This window comes from Stieleria magnilauensis, from assembly GCA_007753675.1.
Classification (GTDB): domain Bacteria; phylum Planctomycetota; class Planctomycetia; order Pirellulales; family Pirellulaceae; genus Stieleria; species Stieleria magnilauensis.
Genome location: CP036432.1, coordinates 7926414 through 7944325 on the forward strand (window position 1 = coordinate 7926414; position 17912 = coordinate 7944325).

Sequence of the window (17912 nt, forward strand, 5' to 3'; positions counted from 1 at the left end):
AGCCGGCAGGGTCGCGCCGCACGACGGACACTGAACCGAACAGTCGTGAGGGAGGCATGTGGCCGGCAGACGAGCGGGGTCGCCGCAGCTGGGACATGAGACTGTGAGCATGGGGTACCCGGGTGAGATAAGACGACCGCATAGTCTAACCCGATCCCGGGCGATTCCCACCTCGTGACGAACCAGAGGCGTGTTTCATGTCCCCCCTGATGGCCGGCGGTGTCTGTCGATACCGCCAACTTTCTATCAATCTGTTCGCAATCTCTGTCTGCAATGCGAAAAACCTTTCTGGCAGGACACCCGAACAGTCGGCAACGGGCCGCCATCCTGTTCTACTCGCCGGACCGAAGATTGCGTTTTTCGTTGAACCAAGGCACAGCAAGAGACTCGGCGTGGAGATTGAAGGCAAATTTGATCTGATTGTGGTCGGGGCAGGCGTTCTCGGGACGTTTCATGCCTATCAAGCACTGCTTCGTGGCATGCGGGTGGTGTTGGTCGACAAGAACCTGCAGCCTCAAGGGGCGACCGTTCGCAACTTTGGACAAGTCGTTCCGTCCGGCATGGACGCGACCTGGCAACGGTTGGGCCGAGAGAGCTTGGAGATCTACAAGTCGATCCAAGCGGAATTTGATCTGTCGGTTCGGCAAGAAGGAAGCGTCTACCTGGCTTCGGATGCCGAGGAGGTCGCGTTGATCGAGGAACTGCACGCGATCAATCGTCAGGAAGGCTATCGATCCGAGTTGTGGACCAAAGATCAATGCAAGCGGCGATACCCGTTGTTGAACGACGGATATTGTTTGGCGGGGCTGTTTTTTCCCGAGGAGATTTCCGTTGACCCACGCAAGATGATTCTTCGCTTGCACGACTACTTGCGAGAAACGTTCGGCTTGGCGATTGCCTTGGGAACCTGCGTGCAGCGTTTGGATCGGCAGTCCGCCTCGACGGTCACGGCCCACTGCACCGACGGCCGCATGCTGCACGCCGAAAAAGCGATCGTCTGTTCGGGCGTGGAATTTCGATTGCTGTTTCCCGAATTGTTTCAAACCAGCGACATCGAAGCGGTCAAATTGCAGATGGTGATGCTCGCGGCACAATCGGTCGGGGCGTTGCCGGGCAACGTTTTGACCGGGCAGTCGATTCGACGCTATGAAAGTTTTGCCGCCTGTCCGTCGTATCGTTCCATCAAACAACGTGAAGATCCGGAAAGCTTTTGGAAAAAATGGGGCGTCCACATCCTGTTCAAACAAGAGGTCGACGGACACATCATCTTAGGGGATTCGCACGAGTATGCCCCGGCGGCTCGATCGGATGAGCTGAGTGACGAGATTCAGATGCCGATCAATCGGTTCTTCGTTTGCGAAGGGCGACAGATCATGGATCTGCCGAACTGGGAGATCGAACGGACTTGGTCGGGGATGTATTGCCAATCAAAACACCCCAAGGGTATTTTTCAACACACATTGGATCGAGACATCCATGTCGCAACCGCGATCGGCGGCAAAGGCATGACCGGAAGCGCTGGATTCGCCAAGCAACACCTTCAGGAAATTTACGGTGATTGAATTAGTCGTCTTTGACATGGCAGGAACAACGGTGGACGAGGACAACGTGGTCTACAAGACTGTTCGTGCCGCGATCAATGCTGCCGGATATCAGTTCACGCAAGCTCAAGTGCAAGCGACAGGGGCCGGGAAAGAGAAGTCACAAGCCATTCGCGATGTCCTGGCACTCGACGGCAACGCCCACGACGAAGAAGAGATCGCCGCGATCTTTGCCGATTTCAAAGTGCGTTTGCGGAGCGCCTATGACGAGTTGGATGTGAAGGAGCAGCCGGGCGCGAGTGAGTTGTTTCGACAGCTTCGTCAACGTGGGGTCCGCGTCGTGTTGAACACCGGTTATGACCGTGACACCGCGAGCAACTTGATCCGCAAGATCGGCTGGAGTGTCGGCGAGGATTTCGACGGTCTGGTTACGGCATCGGATGTCAGCCGCGGTCGGCCTCACGGCGACATGATCATCAAGGCGATGAAGGATCTGTCGATTCAGTCTGCCGAGAACGTGGCGAAAGTCGGTGACTCTCAAATCGACATTCATGAAGGCCAAGACGCCGGCTGTGCGATGTGCATCGGGATCACGACAGGCGCTCAGTCACGCGAGTTGCTCGCCCAGGCGAAACCGACACACATTATCGACCGGTTGATGGATCTGCCTCCATTGCTCGATGCGTCCGCCGGATGAGGATACGCCGAGTCGCCGTAACGCAGAGTGATCTTGTTTTCTCGTGAATTGCGTTCGCCAATGCCACGCGTTTTCGACTCCACGAAAATCGGAGAAAGCCGCAACGACGCCGCAAACCTGCTTCGGTTTGTCGTTGTTGCGACTGCGACGTCTCCAAGATGTCTATAGTGGTTGGAGACGACTGTGCAAACCGGCAATCGAGGAGTTGAGATGAACGTACGCATTCCTGCTACCTGTTGTGTGTTGTTCTGCCTGATGATGCCGCTAAGGATGCAAGCGGAGGATGGGGAGGAATCGGAAACGCACTCTGTTCGAGTTCAGGTGCTGTTAGTCGAGTCCAACGGTAAACTTGATCATGACGATCGTCTCCGGTTGTCAGGACCAATCGAAGAGGTGATGGATGCGGTCAGTGACCTCACCGCTCAGGGCAAGGCGACGATCGCCAATCACGCTGAGCTGACGGTCTTGGAAGGGCAGCAGACCATGCTTCAGGTAGGCGAAACGGTGGCGATTCGAACCGGCACCGTGCGAACCGGCACCGTGCGAACGGGTACCGTGCGAACCGGCAGCGGCCGTGAATCGAATGTCTACCAGGACGTCAGTATTGGAACGTTGATCAAGCTGACGACCGAGGTCGTGGACAACCAGGTGCTCATTGAACTGGACTTCTCAAAGTCGTTTGTGGCGCCCCGTGGCGATGACGATCAATCCGAGCGACCTCAAGGCACGTCGCAGCTGACTCATCAAACCACACTGCGAATCAAGAACGGCACTGCGCAAATGATCGGCAGAATCATGTCGCGAGAATCCGACGATCGGAGCGCTGCGGTTCAGCTGATCGTATCCGCCGATATCCTGGAGTCTTCGGAAATGGGCCAAATAACAAGATTCAGGACCAACCCCCGGCAACCCGCACGCAGTTTCTCTGCCAACAGTCGTTTCGCTGATCGGTCGAGTCGCGGAGCTTCCTCACGGACGCCGCCGGAGGAGGTCCTTCGCCGAATCGCCACGGCAATGTTTGATAGGGCGGACGCCGATCAAGATGGGATGATTTCAGAAAGCGAATTGCCTCGCCTTTCCCCGCGCGACGACAGCGCAGAGCCTCCGATCAAAAAGGAGCAGTACCAGGACTGGTTTTCGTCCCACTATCCGCGAAGCCGCAGCGGCGGGGCTCCGTCGAGCTTGGGACGCCGCCCGAGTTCATTGCAACCGCAAGCTCGGCCGCAAGAGTCGCAGCCCAAAGGGGAATTTGACGAAGAAAGCAGCGTCGAAGGCCCAGAGTCTGGCGACGAATGAAGCTAGTGCTCCTTGTCACCTTGCGTTTCAGGTAGGCGGTAGTGGACGAGGCGACGAGTCCCTGGCACCGTGCCGACTGCAGAGGACTCGTCGCCTCGTCCACTACCCGAAAACAGATAGGCTGGTTTCGATCGCGCATGAACGTCGATCTCAGCGTCGGATGGCGCGGTCGGCCAGGATGCAGAGGACTCGTCGCCTCGTCCACTACCCGAAAACAGATAGGCTGGTTTCGATCGCGGTTGAACGTCGATCTCAGCGTCGGATGGCGCGGTCGGCCAGGATGCAGAGGACTCGTCGCCTCGTCCACTACCCGAAAACAGATAGGCTGGTTTCGATCGCGGTTGAACGTCGATCTCAGCGTCGGATGGCGCGGTCGGCCAGGATGCAGAGGACTCGTCGCCTCGTCCACTACCCGAAAACAGATAGGCTGGTTTCGATCGCGGTTGAACGTCGATCTCAGCGTCGGATGGCGCGGTCGGCCAGGATGTGTGGGGTGCTCATGCCTTCGAGCAGTTTCTCGTTGCCGCTGACGGCGACTTTGCTGTTGAGATGGTTGCGAAGGTTCACGCCTGGATAGGGCGTGACGTAGGCGATCGTCAGTCCCGCGTCGTCGGTCAATGCATACGGCGGGCTGTTGGCACGCGACGAATAGACTTGGACCAGGTAGCCGGTCGCGGTGCCGGTGGCCGAATCGAGTGACGACTGGGTCGGCAGCGATGCGGCGGCCGGCGACGGACTGAACGGTGTTTGAGAGACATCGGACGGCTGGGATGCGGTGGTCGCGAGCGAGCCGGCTTGTTGCACCGCCGTGTCGATCGGTTGAACGTTGCCGGCCAGCGACGCGGATTGAATGGTTGTCGCGCCATCACGCCGGGCGGCGACGTTGCGATAGCGTTGTGCGAGGTTGAGCACCTCACGCGTCCGCGTCGCGTTGTTGACGTCGCCGGAACGGAGTAGCCGTTCGGTGTGGCGGATCAGCGGATCCAGTTCGTCCGCGGACGCGCCCTCGGCCATCAATTTGGAAAGGATTTGGCTGATCGCGTCCACGTCGGCACCGGCCACCGCATCTTCGACACGTGCGATTTGATCCACCGTCACGATCCGCGACGGCACGGCGGGTCGGGGTGGGATGGGCGCCAACGTTGTGGCCTGGAGTGCTCCGGTTTGCATCACGCCCGACGGTGCCACGGCGGGGGACTGCATTGCCAGAGACTGGTCCTGCCCGGACAGCGTGTGCGGAGCCGGCGGGGCCGGGTATTGGGCTTGGGGCAAGTGCGCCAAGCTACCCGGCTGCGCGGACGCGAGCGACGCCGGCGGCGTGTCGAGCGAACGTCCCGAGCCGACCATCCAGCGGCGATCGGCCGGCGAGTTCGGTTGAAACGCGTTGGCGTGGGAGGAATCGATTTCGACCAACCGGGGCGGGCTGATGAAGTTCGCCACGACATCGGTCATGCGGCGCAGGGGTTCCGCGATGGCCGAGGCGGCTGCCGCGGCACCGTTGGCCGGCAGTTCAGTCAATCGGTCGGCGCTGAGGATGGATTGGGAATCCGCGTCGGCGGAAAATCCGGCGTCGGCTGTTTCGACCGAATCGTCTTTCCACCCCGCCTTCAAGCCGCTTCCGATCACGGCGCCGCGGTCTTCAAAGTCCTCGGCTTGTGCACCTCGATGAAATTGGATCGCGCGATCGGCGACCGTCCGCGGTTGTGGCCGCCGGGGATCGCTGTTGTCCGCCATGCTGTTGGCTGCAACGCTGTTTTCCGGCGCCGGTTTCAATTCGGGAATCACATCGGTTTCGCGGAGTGCATCGGTCTGTGTCCCACGGCGTGTGGACTTCGCCAACGGTTGCAGGGAAGACGGCGAGCCGTCGGCGGCATGGAGCCTTGCAGGTTTGGGATCCGCGTCGGTGCTGTTTTCGGTGTCGGTGTTCAATGCGACGGCGGCGACGTCGCTGCGAGGTTGCAAGTCGGGTTCGGCACGGGCCACGCGTTCGGCCAATTGTTCGGCGCTCTCGACGACGTCACCGCGGTGAATCCAGCGGAATTCGCCCGAGGGTGGAACGATTCGCAGCCAGGTTTTGCTGCCCGTTGATCCTTCGCGTTCATTTTTTCCCAACACAAAAACGACTTCGCCGGCATCGAGCTGGACTTGCCAGCGATAACGTCGTGCTTTTCCCAGCCGGGTTCCAATCCAAGCGACCGTTTTGTCTTCGCGGATGGTCGCCGTTGTTTCGTCTGCGGACAGTTCCACCGCGTCGGCCGGCATCCAGCAAAAACTATTCTCCGGCGGCCGGACACCCAGCCAGCCATCGGCGGTCTCGACATAGACCTCCAGTTCTTGCCCGCGGCGCAGGGGTTCGGTGCGATAGTGGTCGTTGCCGGGGCCGCATCGGGTGAACGCAGCGGGCTCGGCAACAAACACGATGTAGGGAGCCGCGTCTTCGTTCTCGGCCGCGGCGGCTGCGGGTTCCTGTGCCCGTGATTCGGGGGCCAGGGCGATGGGAACGACGAAGCCGAGCGTCAGTGGAAACAGCAGGGGCAGCGCGGCTAGCGTGCCGCGGGCGCAAAATCGTTTCGTGTGTGACAAGACATCCATGTCGAGTGTGTTCCGTCGCGAGTGATGGTGTTCCAGGCGACCCGTCGGCCGGCAGAGCTGCAATCAAGCCTGGGACATAACCGACTTTGGGGTGTGGAATCAAGATAGAACCGAAACCGGCCGGTTAGTCGACCGGCGACTGAGCGATCCGCTGTTGGGGGTGATCCGCTGTTGGGGGCACCTCAGTCCTGGGAGCCTTCCGGGTGCCGGGGCAGATAGATGTCGATTTGGTTTTCCTGGAAGATTCGAAATTTGACGCCATGGGCCCAGAGCGTGAAATAGCTTTCAAACGGGTCGGTCAGCCCCGTTTGCTCGGCATAGAACGGCCACATCAGGTAGTCGCGAAGCATCGCATCGCAGGCGATGAAGTAGTAGGCCGGACGTAGCAATTCGGCGTGCGGGTCGACTCCCGCGACTTTTTCGGTCAGGGCGGGGGCGTGATCCAAGAACACGTTCAGCAGTTCGGTGCGTTCGTGTGGCTGTTTGGGGTGTTTCGGGGGGATGCCTTCCAGGACCCGGATTTTGGGTGGCGAGGTGAGTCGCAGGGCGACATGCGTGTCGCCGACGGCCTCGGCGAGTTGCTGCAAACCTTGGATCCAGGTCACGGCGTGGTGCTCGGCCAGTTCGGGCGACAGGGGGGCCGGGGAGCGGACGATGAAAAACGCGTCGCGTCCGCCTTGGGGGCGTCGATCATCACCGGCGGCCTGGTAGGCGCTCTGCAATCGGTCGGAAAGTTGGTCTCCTTGCCGCAGGGCATCAAAAAGGCCGTTGAGGTCGCCGCCGTCTGGCCGAAAGAGCTGGAAGAATCCGATCAATGATTCCGATTCGCTCAATTCCGGTCCGGGGCTGCATGGGGTTTGTTCGCCACACCCGGATCCGGCGGCAAGTTCGCGGCAACGTTCAACAAAAGCGGTGGTGGTCATGATGATCAAACACACGAGGTGCAAAGAAAGTTCATGAGAGTTGTAGCAAAGGGTCCAGCATCAAGCGTCCCCGGTGAAACCTGAAACCTGAAACCTGAAACCTGAAACCTGAGCCATCCCGCCCCTTACTCTTGTCGCGGGGCTGGCGTTCGGCTACCCTCTCCGCCCCGGCGGAAAACACGTCGTTTTTCTGCTTTGTCTACCTTTTTTGTCCGCGTGATTCGGGATGAAGGGCCCCGCTGGTCGGGGGTGTGCTGTGGATCGCTGTTGATCTGCCCCGCACATCTGTCCCTGGGAACGGTCTTTTGCCGTTTCGTGATGCCCACGCCGACACTCCACCTGGAGAAACTGTCTCGATGTCTAATCCGATCGTTCAAGAGATGATTGAAGCTGGTGTCCATTTTGGTCACCGGACGAGTTTGTGGAACCCGAAGATGAAGCCTTACATCTTCGGCAGCAAGAACCAGATCCACATTTTGGATATCCGGGAAACGCTTCGCGGGATGCTCCGTGCGAAGAAGTACCTCGGGCAAGTCGCCTCGGGCGGTTCCTTGATTCTGTTCGTCGGAACCAAGCGTCAGGCCGGCGAAGCGATCGAAGAGCAGGCGAGTCGCTGCGGAATGCCGTTCGTCAGCGAGCGTTGGTTGGGCGGCACGTTGACCAACTTCCGTACCATTCGCAGCCGACTGGGGCGTTTGGAAGAACTGGAATCGATTCGCGGAAGTGACGCGATCAACAGTTACAGCAAGAAGATGCAATCGGCGCTCAACCGCGAGTACCGAAAGATGTATCGCAACTTGAACGGTCTGCGGACGATGAACCGCTTGCCCGAATGTTTGTTCATTGTCGATCCGGGCAAAGAGCGAAACGCGGTTCGTGAAGCGAAACGGTTGGGCATCACCACGGTGGGCTTGATTGATACCGACAGTGACCCGTCCCTGATCGATCTTCCGATCCCCGGCAACGACGACGGGATTCGAAGCATCGAATTGATCCTGAAACAACTGGCGGACGCCGTCAACAGCGGCAAGGGACAAGCCGACATCGGGGCTCCCCCGGCACCGGCCGAAGCGGCGCCCGCTGCAGCCGAGGCTCCTGCGGCCGAAGCCGCCGCGCCGGCGGAACCCGCCGCCGAGGCGACCGCCGAACCCGGAGCAGCCGAAGCGGCTCCTGAAGCCTAGGCACATCCCCACTCAAACGACACAAAACACTTAGTCGAATAACGACTTATCTGGAGGAAACAATGGCGATTTCAGCCAAAGACGTAAGCGAACTGCGCAAGTCCACCGGTGCCGGCATGATGGACTGCAAGAAAGCATTGCAAGAGTCCGGTGGCGACATCGAAGGCGCGTTGGACTATCTGCGCAAGAAAGGCCAAAAGGTTGCCGCCAAGCGTGCCGACCGCGAAGCCAACGAAGGCGTCGTGGTTGCGTTGGTCGAAGGCGGCAAGGGCGTGTTGTTGTCGCTCAGCTGCGAAACGGATTTCGTGGCAAAGAACGATGACTTCATCGTGTTTGCCGAAAAGCTGGCCAAGCTTGCCTTGGACAACGGTGCCTCGACCAAAGAAGAAATCGGCGCGCTGGAATTGGACGGCCAAACCGTCGCCGAGAAACTGGTCGAACGCACCGGAACGATCGGCGAGAAGATCGAGATCGCGGATTTCCAAACGATCGAAGGCGACAATCTGGCGTCGTACATTCACGCCGGAAGCAAGATCGGCGTGTTGTTGTCCTACAAGGACGGCGGCAAGGACGATGCCGGCGATTTCTTCCGCAAGGTCGCGATGCACGTCGCCGCAATGAAGCCTTCGATCCTGACGCCCGACGAGTTCGACGAAGAACTGGTCGCCAAGGAAACCGAGGCGCTGCAAGGACAGATCAAGGTCGAAAACGAAGACCGTGCTCGGTTGGGCAAGACGCTCAAGACGGTGCCCCAGTACGCGAGCCGTTCGCAACTGACACCGGAAGTCATGCAAAAGGTCGAAGACGACATCAAGGCTGAGCTGAAGGCCGAAGGCAAACCGGAAAAGATCTGGGACAAGATCATCCCCGGCAAGCTGGAACGCTTCATCGCCGACAACACGCTGCTGGATCAAGAGCGGTGCCTGTTGAGCCAGTTCTACGCACTCGACGACACCAAGACCGTCGAAGCGGCCGTGAAAGAGTTCAGCCCCGAAGCCGAAGTGGTCGCGTTCAAACGCGTCGCCGTCGGTTCGGCGTCCTGATTCGATCGCAATCGAAAACGACATTCTCGGAAACCTCGTCGTTCCCCCTCGGGAACGACGAGGTTTTTTCGTATCATCTGGCCATTCACCTGTGATCCTCACCACCAGGACCGATCGAGCATGTCTGACGACTCCAACCCCACCCCACTCCGTTATCAACGCGTCGTCCTGAAGTTAAGCGGGGAAAGCCTGGCTGATTCCGGGGGCCGAGGGATCAGCAGCCAGGAAATGTCGGATATCGCCGAACAGATCCGCGAGGCGCACAGCAGCGGTTGTCAGATCGCGATCGTCGTCGGCGGCGGCAATATCTTGCGAGGCGCGCAGTTTTCCGGCAGCAACGCGTTGGTTCAAGAGGCGACGGCGCATTACATGGGCATGTTGGCGACGGTGATCAATTCGCTCGCCATGCAAGATGCCTTGGAAACACTCGGATTGTCGACGCGGGTGATGTCCGCCGTCCCGATGGACAAGATTGCCGAGACATTCATCCGCCGCCGTGCGATTCGGCATCTGACCAAGGGCCGGGTGATCATTTTGGCCGCCGGGATTGGCAACCCGTTCGTCACGACCGACACCGCCGCGGCCCAGCGCGCCTTGGAAATCGATGCCGACGTCGTCTTGAAGGCGACGCGTGTCGACGGCGTGTACAGCGACGACCCAGAGAAAAACCCCCACGCGGTGCTGTACGATCAGCTGACCTATCGCGATGTCACCGAAAAACAGCTCCGCGTCATGGACGCCACCGCGATCGCCCTCTGCCAGGAGCACAGCAAACCCATTCTTGTCTTCAACTTCAAGAAGCCGGGCAGTATCGTGCGGGCAATTAGCGGCGAAACGGTGGGAACCTGGATCGGATCGGAGAAGTGATTTCCCCGCTTTCGCACTTCACATGCACGTTTCGAAGCCACACTCCTGGCAGCAGGGTCGAGCGTAGCGAGAGGCATGCGCATCACGTCAAGAAGTAACCCTCCCGTGTGCGGGAGGGGCGAGCGCAGCGAGGGGAGGGTTTCCGCGGCCCCGCGCCCACCGATGCCAACAACGACGCCAAAGCACCCTCCCCGCTCCGAGCGCAAACTCCTCCGCGACCCTCCCAAAGGGAGGGTGACTTCAATTCAGTGACGAACCGACGGCATCACTTGATGCGTATGGGGTCGATCGCAGTGAGGGGAGGGCCGAACGTTGAATCGCTGCGTTCACTCCGATAAAGATGAGCCGCCCGCGGGCGATCCAATTCGACACCGGGGCGGTATCTTGTTCCAGACGGACGACGCCACACGCCGATCTAAAAAAAGCTAGACTCATAATCTGTCGACACCACTCTAACCCCAAGGATGCTCAACATGTCCGCCGAAGAAACCTTGATGGACGCCGAAGAACGTATGGAAAAGGCGATCAGCGTACTGGGCACACAGCTTTCCGGAATTCGTACCGGTCGAGCCACGCCCGGATTGGTTGATTCGCTCAAAGTCGAAGCGTACGGTTCGACGTCGCCGCTGAAGCAACTCGCTTCGATCGGGACCCCCGAACCGCAGCAAATTCTGATCCGCCCGTACGATGCCGGCACGATCAAGGATATCGAAAAAGCGATCGTTGGCAGTGACCTGGGGCTGAACCCGCAAAACGACGGTCGCGTCATTCGGCTGAACATCCCCGCGCTCTCAACCGATGTCCGCAAGAAAATGGTTTCGCGGATCAAAGAGCTGGCCGAGGACTCCAAAATCTCCATCCGCAACATTCGTCGCGACGCCAACAAGACGGCGGACCAATTGGAGAAAGACAAGGAGCTGACCGAAGACGATCGCGACAAGCTGAAGAGCGATGTTCAAGATTTGCTGAAAAAGTTCGAAGAGCAAATCAACGAAATGGCCAAAGCACGCGAAGCGGAAGTGATGGAAGCCTAAAGTGGGGTAAGCATCCTGCTTGCCTTCACGCGCCACGTCGCAAGCTGGAAGCTTACGCCACGTCGCAAGCTTGGGGGCAGGGTTACAGCGCCCCGGATTTCTTGGGCGCGAGGTCTTTGATCAATCGGCGAATCAGATCGTCGACGGTGATCCCATCGGCCTCGGCGGTGAATGTCGGGACGATGCGATGGCGGAGCACCGGGAACGCCAGTTTCTGCACGTCATCGAGCGTGACGTGGGGGCGGCCGTGCATCAACGCGCGGGCCTTGGACGCCAGCACCAATTGCTGACTGGCCCGCGGTCCCGGCCCCCACTCGATCAATTCTTTGGCCCAGGGGGCGCAGTTCGGATCGCTGGGCCGCACCGCGCGGACGGCATCGAGCACCCATTCTTTGACGTGCGGCGGCAAAGGGACACGTCGCACCGTTTTTTGGAACGCGATGATCTGTTCGCCCGTGACCACGGCTTGCACGGTTGCATCAAAGGTTGACGTGGTGCGGTCGACGATCTCGGACTCTTCTTCGCGACTGGGGTAGTCGACCACCACGTGGAACAAGAATCGGTCGCGTTGGGCTTCGGGCAGGGGATACGTCCCCTCCTGTTCGATCGGGTTCTGCGTCGCCAAGACGAAGAACGGTTCGTCCAGTTTGTACGTTTTGCCGCCCGCGGTGACCTCGTGTTCCTGCATCGCTTCGAGCAGTGCGGCTTGCGTCTTTGGCGGCGTGCGGTTGATCTCGTCGGCCAACAACATTTGGGTGAACACGGGGCCGCGTTCGAACAACAATTCACGGCGGCCGGTTTCCGGGTCTTCTTGAATGATGTCGGTACCCGTGATATCGCCGGGCATCAGATCGGGCGTGAACTGAATGCGGTGAAATTTCAGGTGCATCGATTCGGCGAGCGTGCGAATCATCAGCGTTTTCGCCAGTCCCGGCACACCCTCGAGCAGGCAGTGACCGCGGGAGAGGATTGCGATCAACAATTGCTCAATGACGTCTTCCTGGCCGACGACGACACGTCCGACTTGCTGCCGGACCGCCTGGCAGGATTTGACCAATTCGGCGGCTTTTGCGGCGTCATCTGCGGGCTCGGATGCGGTGCCGGATTCGATCGGTGGCGGTTGGACCATAAAACTCACTTTTCACGAACAGGGATGGGCCCGGATGGACGACATTATTTTAACCGCTGGGGCGACCGTGTGGCTCGGTTGCGACAAACCCGAAACAAATCTTGCCAGGGGGCACGAATTGGCCGCGCCGGGGTTAAACCGGCATCGGAACACGTTATCTTTGGGATATGGCATCGCTTTACGTTGTTCGCGGACGAGATCAGGGAAAGCACTTTGTGCTCGACGGGGATGTCGTGCGCATCGGCCGCGACACGCAAAACGATGTCCAGTTGCTCGACAGCGAAGCCTCGCGTCTGCACGCGGAAATTCGCATCGATGCATCCAGTGATTGCCACCTGGTGGATTTGCAGAGCAGCAACGGAACCCAAGTCAACGGAAAGCGGATCCGCGACCAAAAACTGCTCAGCGGTGATCGCATCGAGATTGGCAGCACGCTGTTGATTTTTACCGGCACGGGACAACCCACGGCGATCGAAGCCGCACACGGTGTTGATATTGTGCGGCAAAGCAGCGGCGCCGACGCCAGCCGGATCATTTCATCGCTGGTCCGTCCCACATCGCGAACCAGCGGCATCCGCTTGGACCCGGTGCGGCTGACCGATCACGTCGCCGAGGCGGTGGTGCCGTTCGAAACCGAACTCTCCTCGTCGTCGGATACGTCGTCCGATACATCGGACTCCTCGGTCGACTCGGTTGAACCGGTGATGAACACGATCACCGATAGCGATCGCTCACTGGAGGTCATGTATTTGACCGCGCTGGCGGTCGGCCGGACCGACGATCTGGATGAGTTGCTCGATCGGATCTTGCGGTTGGTGTTTGATTGGGTCGATGCCGATCGCGGATGCATCATGCTGCGAGACAACGAAACCAACCAGTTGCGACCGGCCGCACGATGCGATCGCCAATCGGCCGACGGGCAGCGACATGATGAAGCACCGATCAGCATCAGCAGCACGATTTTGGATTACGTTTTGGACCGTGCCGAGGGAGTTCGAACGAGTGACGCGACCGACGACGCGCGGTTTGACGCCGCGGCATCGATCGTCCAGGGCGGTGTCCGCGAGGCGCTGTGCGTGCCGTTGCAGGGACGCTACGACATCGTCGGCGCCCTGTACATCGATACCTACACCTCTCCCGGCCAGATCGTTCGCCGCGGCAAGACCCACCGCTTCACTGACGAGCACCTGCGGCTGATCACGGCCATCGGGCATCAAGCGGCCTTGGCGATCGAGGACACGTTCTACTACTCCGCGCTGTTGCAAAGCGAACGCCTGGCCGCCATGGGGCAAACCATCGCCACGCTCTCGCATCACGTGAAGAACATCCTGCAAGGCATTCGCGGCGGAAGTTATCTGATCGAAGCAGGGCTGAAACGAGACGACACCGATGCCGTCCGCCGGGGCTGGGGCATGGTCGATCGCAATCAAGAACGGATCTCCAATCTCGTGATGGACATGTTGACGTTTTCCAAAGAACGTCAGCCACAAAAGGTCGAAGCCGACTTGAACGAGACCGCGGCCGATGTGGTCGAGTTGATGGCCAGCCGGGCCGGTGAATCCGGTGTCGAATTGACCTTGCAGACCGGTGCCGAGATGCCTCCCGCGTTTTTTGATCCCGACGCGATGCATCAGGCGATTTTGAATCTGGTCACCAATGCGATCGATGCCGTCAAAGGTGACCATGAACCGGAATTGCAGGAGCAGAACGAGAATGATCCGCCGGCAGAGGTGGGCAAGGTCAAAGTCGAAACCGGGTACGACGATCAAGCGGGATGGTACATCGACGTGATCGACAACGGACCCGGAGTCTCGCCCGAGGATCGGCAAAAGATTTTTTCGCTGTTCGAATCGAGAAAAGGCGCGCGGGGGACAGGGCTGGGGTTGCCCGTCAGCGCGAAAATCCTCAAAGAGCACGGCGGAGCGATCGTGATCCTGGATCCGCCCAGCGGCAGCGGATGTTGTTTTCGTTTGCAGTTGCCGCGACAGCTAGTCGCCGAATGATTGTCGGCGGCTTTGTTTTTTCTGGCTGAGTTTGGTTTTGGCTTCCTTGCGGCGACGTTTGCTGCCCAGCGTCGGCCGGGTTTTCTTTCGCTTCTTGGCCGGTTCTCGGCATTCCAGCAGCATTTCGACCAGCCGAAACCGAGCGTCGGCCAAATTCCGCGGTTGGTCGCGGTAGCGTTCGCTGTGCAAGACCAGCTCACCGTCTTTGGTGATCCGGTTGGCGTGGCGGGCGATGAAGCGGTTTCGCCAACCCGGATCGATCGCGGTGCATTTTTCCGGTGACCAACGCAGCGTGATCTTGGAATTCACCTTGTTCACGTTTTGTCCGCCCGGACCACTGCTTCGCGCAGCGCTGATCGCCAATTCCGACGACGGAATCGTCAACCGTTGGTTCACATACAAATCACTCATCAAGCACTCGCATTGGGGGCGTGCGTAAAAACGTCCAGGGAAGAAGTGCGGACACAAAAACCTGCCATCGGGCTCGCGCGTTCGCCCGCGACATTTAAGTTTAGCTCGGTGGCGTCACTTTGAACACGAAACGTCATCAAGGGCCGATCAGACGTGGCGGCCTTCGCCAATCATCCGCTCACGCATCGCCCAGGGGCGCCGGCGTTGGCCGGTGCTTGCGGCACGCCGCTCGGTTCTGAGGTAAGATGCGTGCTTCCTGCCTGCGTTTTCGCCTTCCTTTCCCCGCCTAGAAAATGCAATTGAATCGCTTCGCTCTATCGCTCGTCGTCCTCGCTGCTGTCGTTCCGTCGCGATTGTCAGGGGCCGATGCGTTGACGTTTGAAAAGGACGTTCGTCCGATTCTAAAGACTCATTGCTTTCACTGCCACGGTGAAAGCGGGGTCAAGGAAGGATCGCTCGACGTGAGGTTGCGGCGTTGGATGATCGCCGGTGGCGATTCCGGCGAAGCGATTTTGCCTGGCCAGCCCGATCAGTCACGGTTGCTGGACCGAATCACGAGCGGCGAAATGCCGCCGGGTGATAAACAGCTCTCCTCTGATGAGATTGCTGTGATTGCAGATTGGATTCTCCAGGGAGCAGCGACGGCCCGTGCCGAACCGGAAACGCTCGATCACGGCGACTACATCACCGAAGAAGAACGAAAGTTTTGGTCGTTCCAACCGATTCGACGCCCGAGCCCTCCGGTGGTCAACGAGACCACGATCAACCATCCGATCGATGCGTTTATCCATGATCGGTTGGCTCAATCCGGATTGACTTTTTCGCCGATCGCTGATCGCTACACCTTGATCCGTCGTGCGACGTTTGATCTGTGGGGATTGCCGCCCGATCCCCAAATGGTCGATCGATTCATTGACGACGATGATCCGCTGGCCTATCAACGGCTGATCGATCGCTTGTTGGCCTCTCCACGCTACGGCGAGCGCTGGGGACGTCACTGGTTGGACGTCGCCGGCTACGCCGATTCGGACGGATACACCAACAAAGATGTGGAGCGTGAGTTCGCTTATTTCTATCGCGACTACGTCATCGACAGTTTCAACGATGACAAGCCGTTGGACCAAATCATTTGCGAACAACTCGCCGGCGATGAAATGAACGGGGGCCCGTCGGCACTGGCGAAGTTGACACGCGAGCGGATCACCCGGCTGGCGGCAACCGGGTTTCTACGCATGGCACCCGACGGCAGCGCTTCGGGTGAAGTCGATCGCGGGCTGGCTGTCAATGCAACGATCGCGGACACGATCGACATCGTCACGACTTCGCTGTTGGGTTTGACCGTCGGTTGTGCTCGCTGTCACGACCATCGCTATGACCCGATCAGCCAAGCCGACTACTATCGCTTTCGAGCGATCTTTGAACCGGCGTTGGATTCGAAGCAGTGGAAGCTGCCGATGCAACGCCGCGTGTCCTTGTACACGGCCGAGGACAAGCGTCAACGCGCCGCAATTGAAGCAACAGCGAAACAGGCCGAAGCCGCACGCTCGAAACGCCAGCAGGAACACATCGCCCGCACGCTCGCCGAAGAATTACTGGTCGCGCCCGATGACCGTCGCGAACAGCTGAAACAGGCCTTCGAGACTGAAAAAGCAAAACGCACCGCGGAACAAGTCGCTTTGTTGGAAGAGTTTCCTAATATCGGAAACATCTCCCCCGGTTCTCTCTATCTGTACGCCGAACAACGGGGCCGGCGGGCGGGCGAAATCGAACAGGCGGCCAAGGACCGCGAAGCACGCTACGTCGCAGACGTCCGACTCGATCAACTCGCCAACGTTCCGGCGGAGAAACGTGACACGCTGCGGCGGATCATCGAAACCGAAGAAGCAGCTTGGTCGAAAGACCAGCGCGCCTTGGCGGCCGAGTACCCAAACGTTTTTGTGGCCGCCACGTCACTGGAAACGCTCCGACCGGATGCCTTTGCCGAAGTCCGACGCTATCGCGAGGCGGCACGGATCTGTCGCGAGCAAGACGCCAAGACAGAGCTTGCCAAGATGCAGGAAGCCATCCTGGCGATCCGCAACACCGCACCCCAAGAGAAATTCGTTCGCGTGTTGATGGAGCCTGCCAACCATGCGCCGCCGACGCATCTGTTCATTCGTGGAGACCACAATCAGCCCGATCGTCAACTCGAACCCGCCGAACTGACCGTGCTGCAATCCTTTGCCCCGGTGCAGATTGACTCCAATGACCCCGATCGCTCCACCACGGGCCGGCGGCTCGCTTACGCTCGTCATCTGACCGACGGCGAACATCCCCTGTTGGCTCGGGTGTTGATCAACCGTGTCTGGATGCACCATTTCGGTCGCGGGATCGTCGCCACGCCCGGGGATTTCGGTTTTTTGGGGGCTCAACCCACGCATCCGGAACTGCTCGACTGGCTGGCCGACGAACTGATGCGGGGTGGCTGGAGCCTGAAACGCATGCACCGCATGATCATGTTGTCACGCACCTATCAGCAAATCTCCCTGCGCACCGAGCAGCTTGACCGCATGGACGCCGACAATCGGCTGTACGCGCGGATGTCCGTGCGGCGGCTGGAATCCGAGGCGATCCGAGACGCGGTGCTGGCCGCCAGCGGCGCGCTGATCCATCACATGCATGGTCCGCCGGTGCCCGTCAAAGAAGATGCCGTCGGCCAAATTGTGCTCGGCAAAGAAATGTTGGATGGTGAACGCAAGCCGAAAGGAGAGCAAGCGAACTTTGACGGGGTCGCTCGACGCAGCGTCTACGTTCAAGTCCGCCGCAGTCGTCCGTTGGCGGTCTTGGAAACGTTTGACATTGCCGGAGTCGTCCCGAATTGCACCAGCCGAAACTATTCCAATGTCGCGCCGCAGTCTCTGCTGCTGATGAACAGCCCGTTTGCGATTGATCACGCCGACCAACTCGCCGGACACGTGATCGACGCCGAAAAGGAATTGCCCCAGCAGCTCGCTGTCGCCTGGAAACGTTGTTTCGCAAGGCCGGTATCGAACTCGGTGCTGGTGGAACTGATGCAGTTTGTTCGGCAACAGACGGCGGTGTTTCAATCACGCGACTCAAACCTGACGCCTCCGGCTGCGCACCGACTGGCTCTCGCCAGCGCTTGCCACGCGATGTTGAGTTCGAATCAATTCCTGTACGTGGACTAGCCGATGA

13 protein-coding genes are annotated in these 17912 nt (G+C 59.4%); 9 read left to right on the forward strand and 4 right to left on the reverse strand.

All coding sequences use genetic code 11. The features are described from left to right. The first annotated feature begins 197 nt into the window (after positions 1-197). From TBK1r_RS28205 to TBK1r_RS28215, 3 genes are all read left to right on the forward strand, one after another. Positions 198-1562 carry a TIGR03364 family FAD-dependent oxidoreductase gene (locus TBK1r_RS28205; protein ID WP_473772465.1) on the forward strand — a complete coding sequence of 455 codons (1365 nt, stop codon included), beginning with the start codon at positions 198-200 and terminating at the stop codon, positions 1560-1562. Beyond that, on the forward strand, positions 1555-2238 hold the full coding sequence (locus TBK1r_RS28210; RefSeq protein WP_145218335.1) for a phosphonatase-like hydrolase: 684 nt from the start codon (positions 1555-1557) through the stop codon (positions 2236-2238). The genes TBK1r_RS28205 and TBK1r_RS28210 overlap by 8 nt, the downstream gene beginning before the upstream one ends. Before the next feature lie 210 nt (positions 2239-2448). Further along, positions 2449-3534 carry a hypothetical protein gene (locus TBK1r_RS28215; RefSeq protein WP_145218337.1) on the forward strand — a complete coding sequence of 362 codons (1086 nt, stop codon included), beginning with the start codon at positions 2449-2451 and terminating at the stop codon, positions 3532-3534. 456 nt (positions 3535-3990) lie between these two features. Here the strand turns inward: TBK1r_RS28215 and TBK1r_RS28220 are convergent, their stop codons facing one another. Continuing rightward, positions 3991-6126, reverse strand: a complete 2136-nt coding sequence (locus TBK1r_RS28220; RefSeq protein ID WP_145218339.1) for an SH3 domain-containing protein — start codon at positions 6124-6126, stop codon at positions 3991-3993. 182 nt (positions 6127-6308) lie between these two features. After that, positions 6309-7049, reverse strand: a complete 741-nt coding sequence (locus TBK1r_RS28225) for an apolipoprotein acyltransferase (protein ID WP_419580483.1) — start codon at positions 7047-7049, stop codon at positions 6309-6311. 356 nt (positions 7050-7405) lie between these two features. On the opposite strand from TBK1r_RS28225, the gene rpsB reads away from it, so the two are divergent. The 4 genes from rpsB (at position 7406) to frr (ending at position 11174) form a co-directional block, all read left to right on the forward strand. After that, the gene (gene rpsB, locus TBK1r_RS28230; RefSeq protein WP_095742262.1) at positions 7406-8230 is read left to right on the forward strand and encodes a 30S ribosomal protein S2; all 825 of its coding nucleotides are present in this window, start codon (positions 7406-7408) and stop codon (positions 8228-8230) included. A 62-nt stretch (positions 8231-8292) separates the two neighbouring features. Then, complete coding sequence (gene tsf, locus TBK1r_RS28235) at positions 8293-9273, forward strand: translation elongation factor Ts (RefSeq protein ID WP_145218341.1); 981 nt, start codon at positions 8293-8295, stop codon at positions 9271-9273. 120 nt (positions 9274-9393) lie between these two features. Continuing rightward, entirely contained in the window at positions 9394-10140 is a 747-nt protein-coding gene (gene pyrH / locus TBK1r_RS28240) for a UMP kinase (protein ID WP_145218342.1), read from the forward strand. 473 nt (positions 10141-10613) lie between these two features. Further along, positions 10614-11174, forward strand: coding sequence for a ribosome recycling factor (frr, locus tag TBK1r_RS28245; RefSeq protein ID WP_095742261.1), 561 nt, complete (start codon positions 10614-10616; stop codon positions 11172-11174). 82 nt (positions 11175-11256) lie between these two features. Here frr and TBK1r_RS28250 read toward each other — a convergent pair whose 3' ends face one another. Beyond that, positions 11257-12303, reverse strand: a complete 1047-nt coding sequence (locus TBK1r_RS28250) for an AAA family ATPase (RefSeq protein WP_145218344.1) — start codon at positions 12301-12303, stop codon at positions 11257-11259. 167 nt (positions 12304-12470) lie between these two features. Here TBK1r_RS28250 and TBK1r_RS28255 point away from each other — a divergent pair, with 167 nt between their 5' ends. Beyond that, the gene (locus TBK1r_RS28255) at positions 12471-14306 is read left to right on the forward strand and encodes an ATP-binding protein (RefSeq protein WP_145218346.1); all 1836 of its coding nucleotides are present in this window, start codon (positions 12471-12473) and stop codon (positions 14304-14306) included. On the opposite strand, the gene arfB is transcribed toward TBK1r_RS28255, so the two are convergent. Beyond that, complete coding sequence (gene arfB, locus TBK1r_RS28260) at positions 14292-14717, reverse strand: alternative ribosome rescue aminoacyl-tRNA hydrolase ArfB (RefSeq protein ID WP_145218348.1); 426 nt, start codon at positions 14715-14717, stop codon at positions 14292-14294. The two genes, TBK1r_RS28255 and arfB, sit on opposite strands and share 15 nt — an antisense overlap. Positions 14718-15010: 293 nt before the next feature. Between arfB and TBK1r_RS28265 the strand changes: the two genes are divergently transcribed. Then, positions 15011-17905 carry a DUF1553 domain-containing protein gene (locus TBK1r_RS28265; RefSeq protein ID WP_145218350.1) on the forward strand — a complete coding sequence of 965 codons (2895 nt, stop codon included), beginning with the start codon at positions 15011-15013 and terminating at the stop codon, positions 17903-17905. The last annotated feature ends 7 nt before the right edge of the window (positions 17906-17912 follow it).

Excerpts from the sequence above, each read along its gene's own strand:
- TBK1r_RS28215 (WP_145218337.1), top strand. The coding sequence starts at position 2,449 with ATGAACGTACGCATTCCTGCTACCTGTTGTGTGTTGTTCTGCCTGATG.
- tsf (WP_145218341.1), top strand. The coding sequence starts at position 8,293 with ATGGCGATTTCAGCCAAAGACGTAAGCGAACTGCGCAAGTCCACCGGT.
- frr (WP_095742261.1), top strand. The coding sequence starts at position 10,614 with ATGTCCGCCGAAGAAACCTTGATGGACGCCGAAGAACGTATGGAAAAG.
- TBK1r_RS28225 (WP_419580483.1), bottom strand. The coding sequence starts at position 7,049 with ATGACCACCACCGCTTTTGTTGAACGTTGCCGCGAACTTGCCGCCGGA.
- TBK1r_RS28265 (WP_145218350.1), top strand. The coding sequence starts at position 15,011 with ATGCAATTGAATCGCTTCGCTCTATCGCTCGTCGTCCTCGCTGCTGTC.
- TBK1r_RS28250 (WP_145218344.1), bottom strand. The coding sequence starts at position 12,303 with ATGGTCCAACCGCCACCGATCGAATCCGGCACCGCATCCGAGCCCGCA.
- rpsB (WP_095742262.1), top strand. The coding sequence starts at position 7,406 with ATGTCTAATCCGATCGTTCAAGAGATGATTGAAGCTGGTGTCCATTTT.
- TBK1r_RS28220 (WP_145218339.1), bottom strand. The coding sequence starts at position 6,126 with ATGGATGTCTTGTCACACACGAAACGATTTTGCGCCCGCGGCACGCTA.
- TBK1r_RS28205 (WP_473772465.1), top strand. The coding sequence starts at position 198 with ATGTCCCCCCTGATGGCCGGCGGTGTCTGTCGATACCGCCAACTTTCT.
- pyrH (WP_145218342.1), top strand. The coding sequence starts at position 9,394 with ATGTCTGACGACTCCAACCCCACCCCACTCCGTTATCAACGCGTCGTC.
- TBK1r_RS28255 (WP_145218346.1), top strand. The coding sequence starts at position 12,471 with ATGGCATCGCTTTACGTTGTTCGCGGACGAGATCAGGGAAAGCACTTT.
- arfB (WP_145218348.1), bottom strand. The coding sequence starts at position 14,717 with ATGAGTGATTTGTATGTGAACCAACGGTTGACGATTCCGTCGTCGGAA.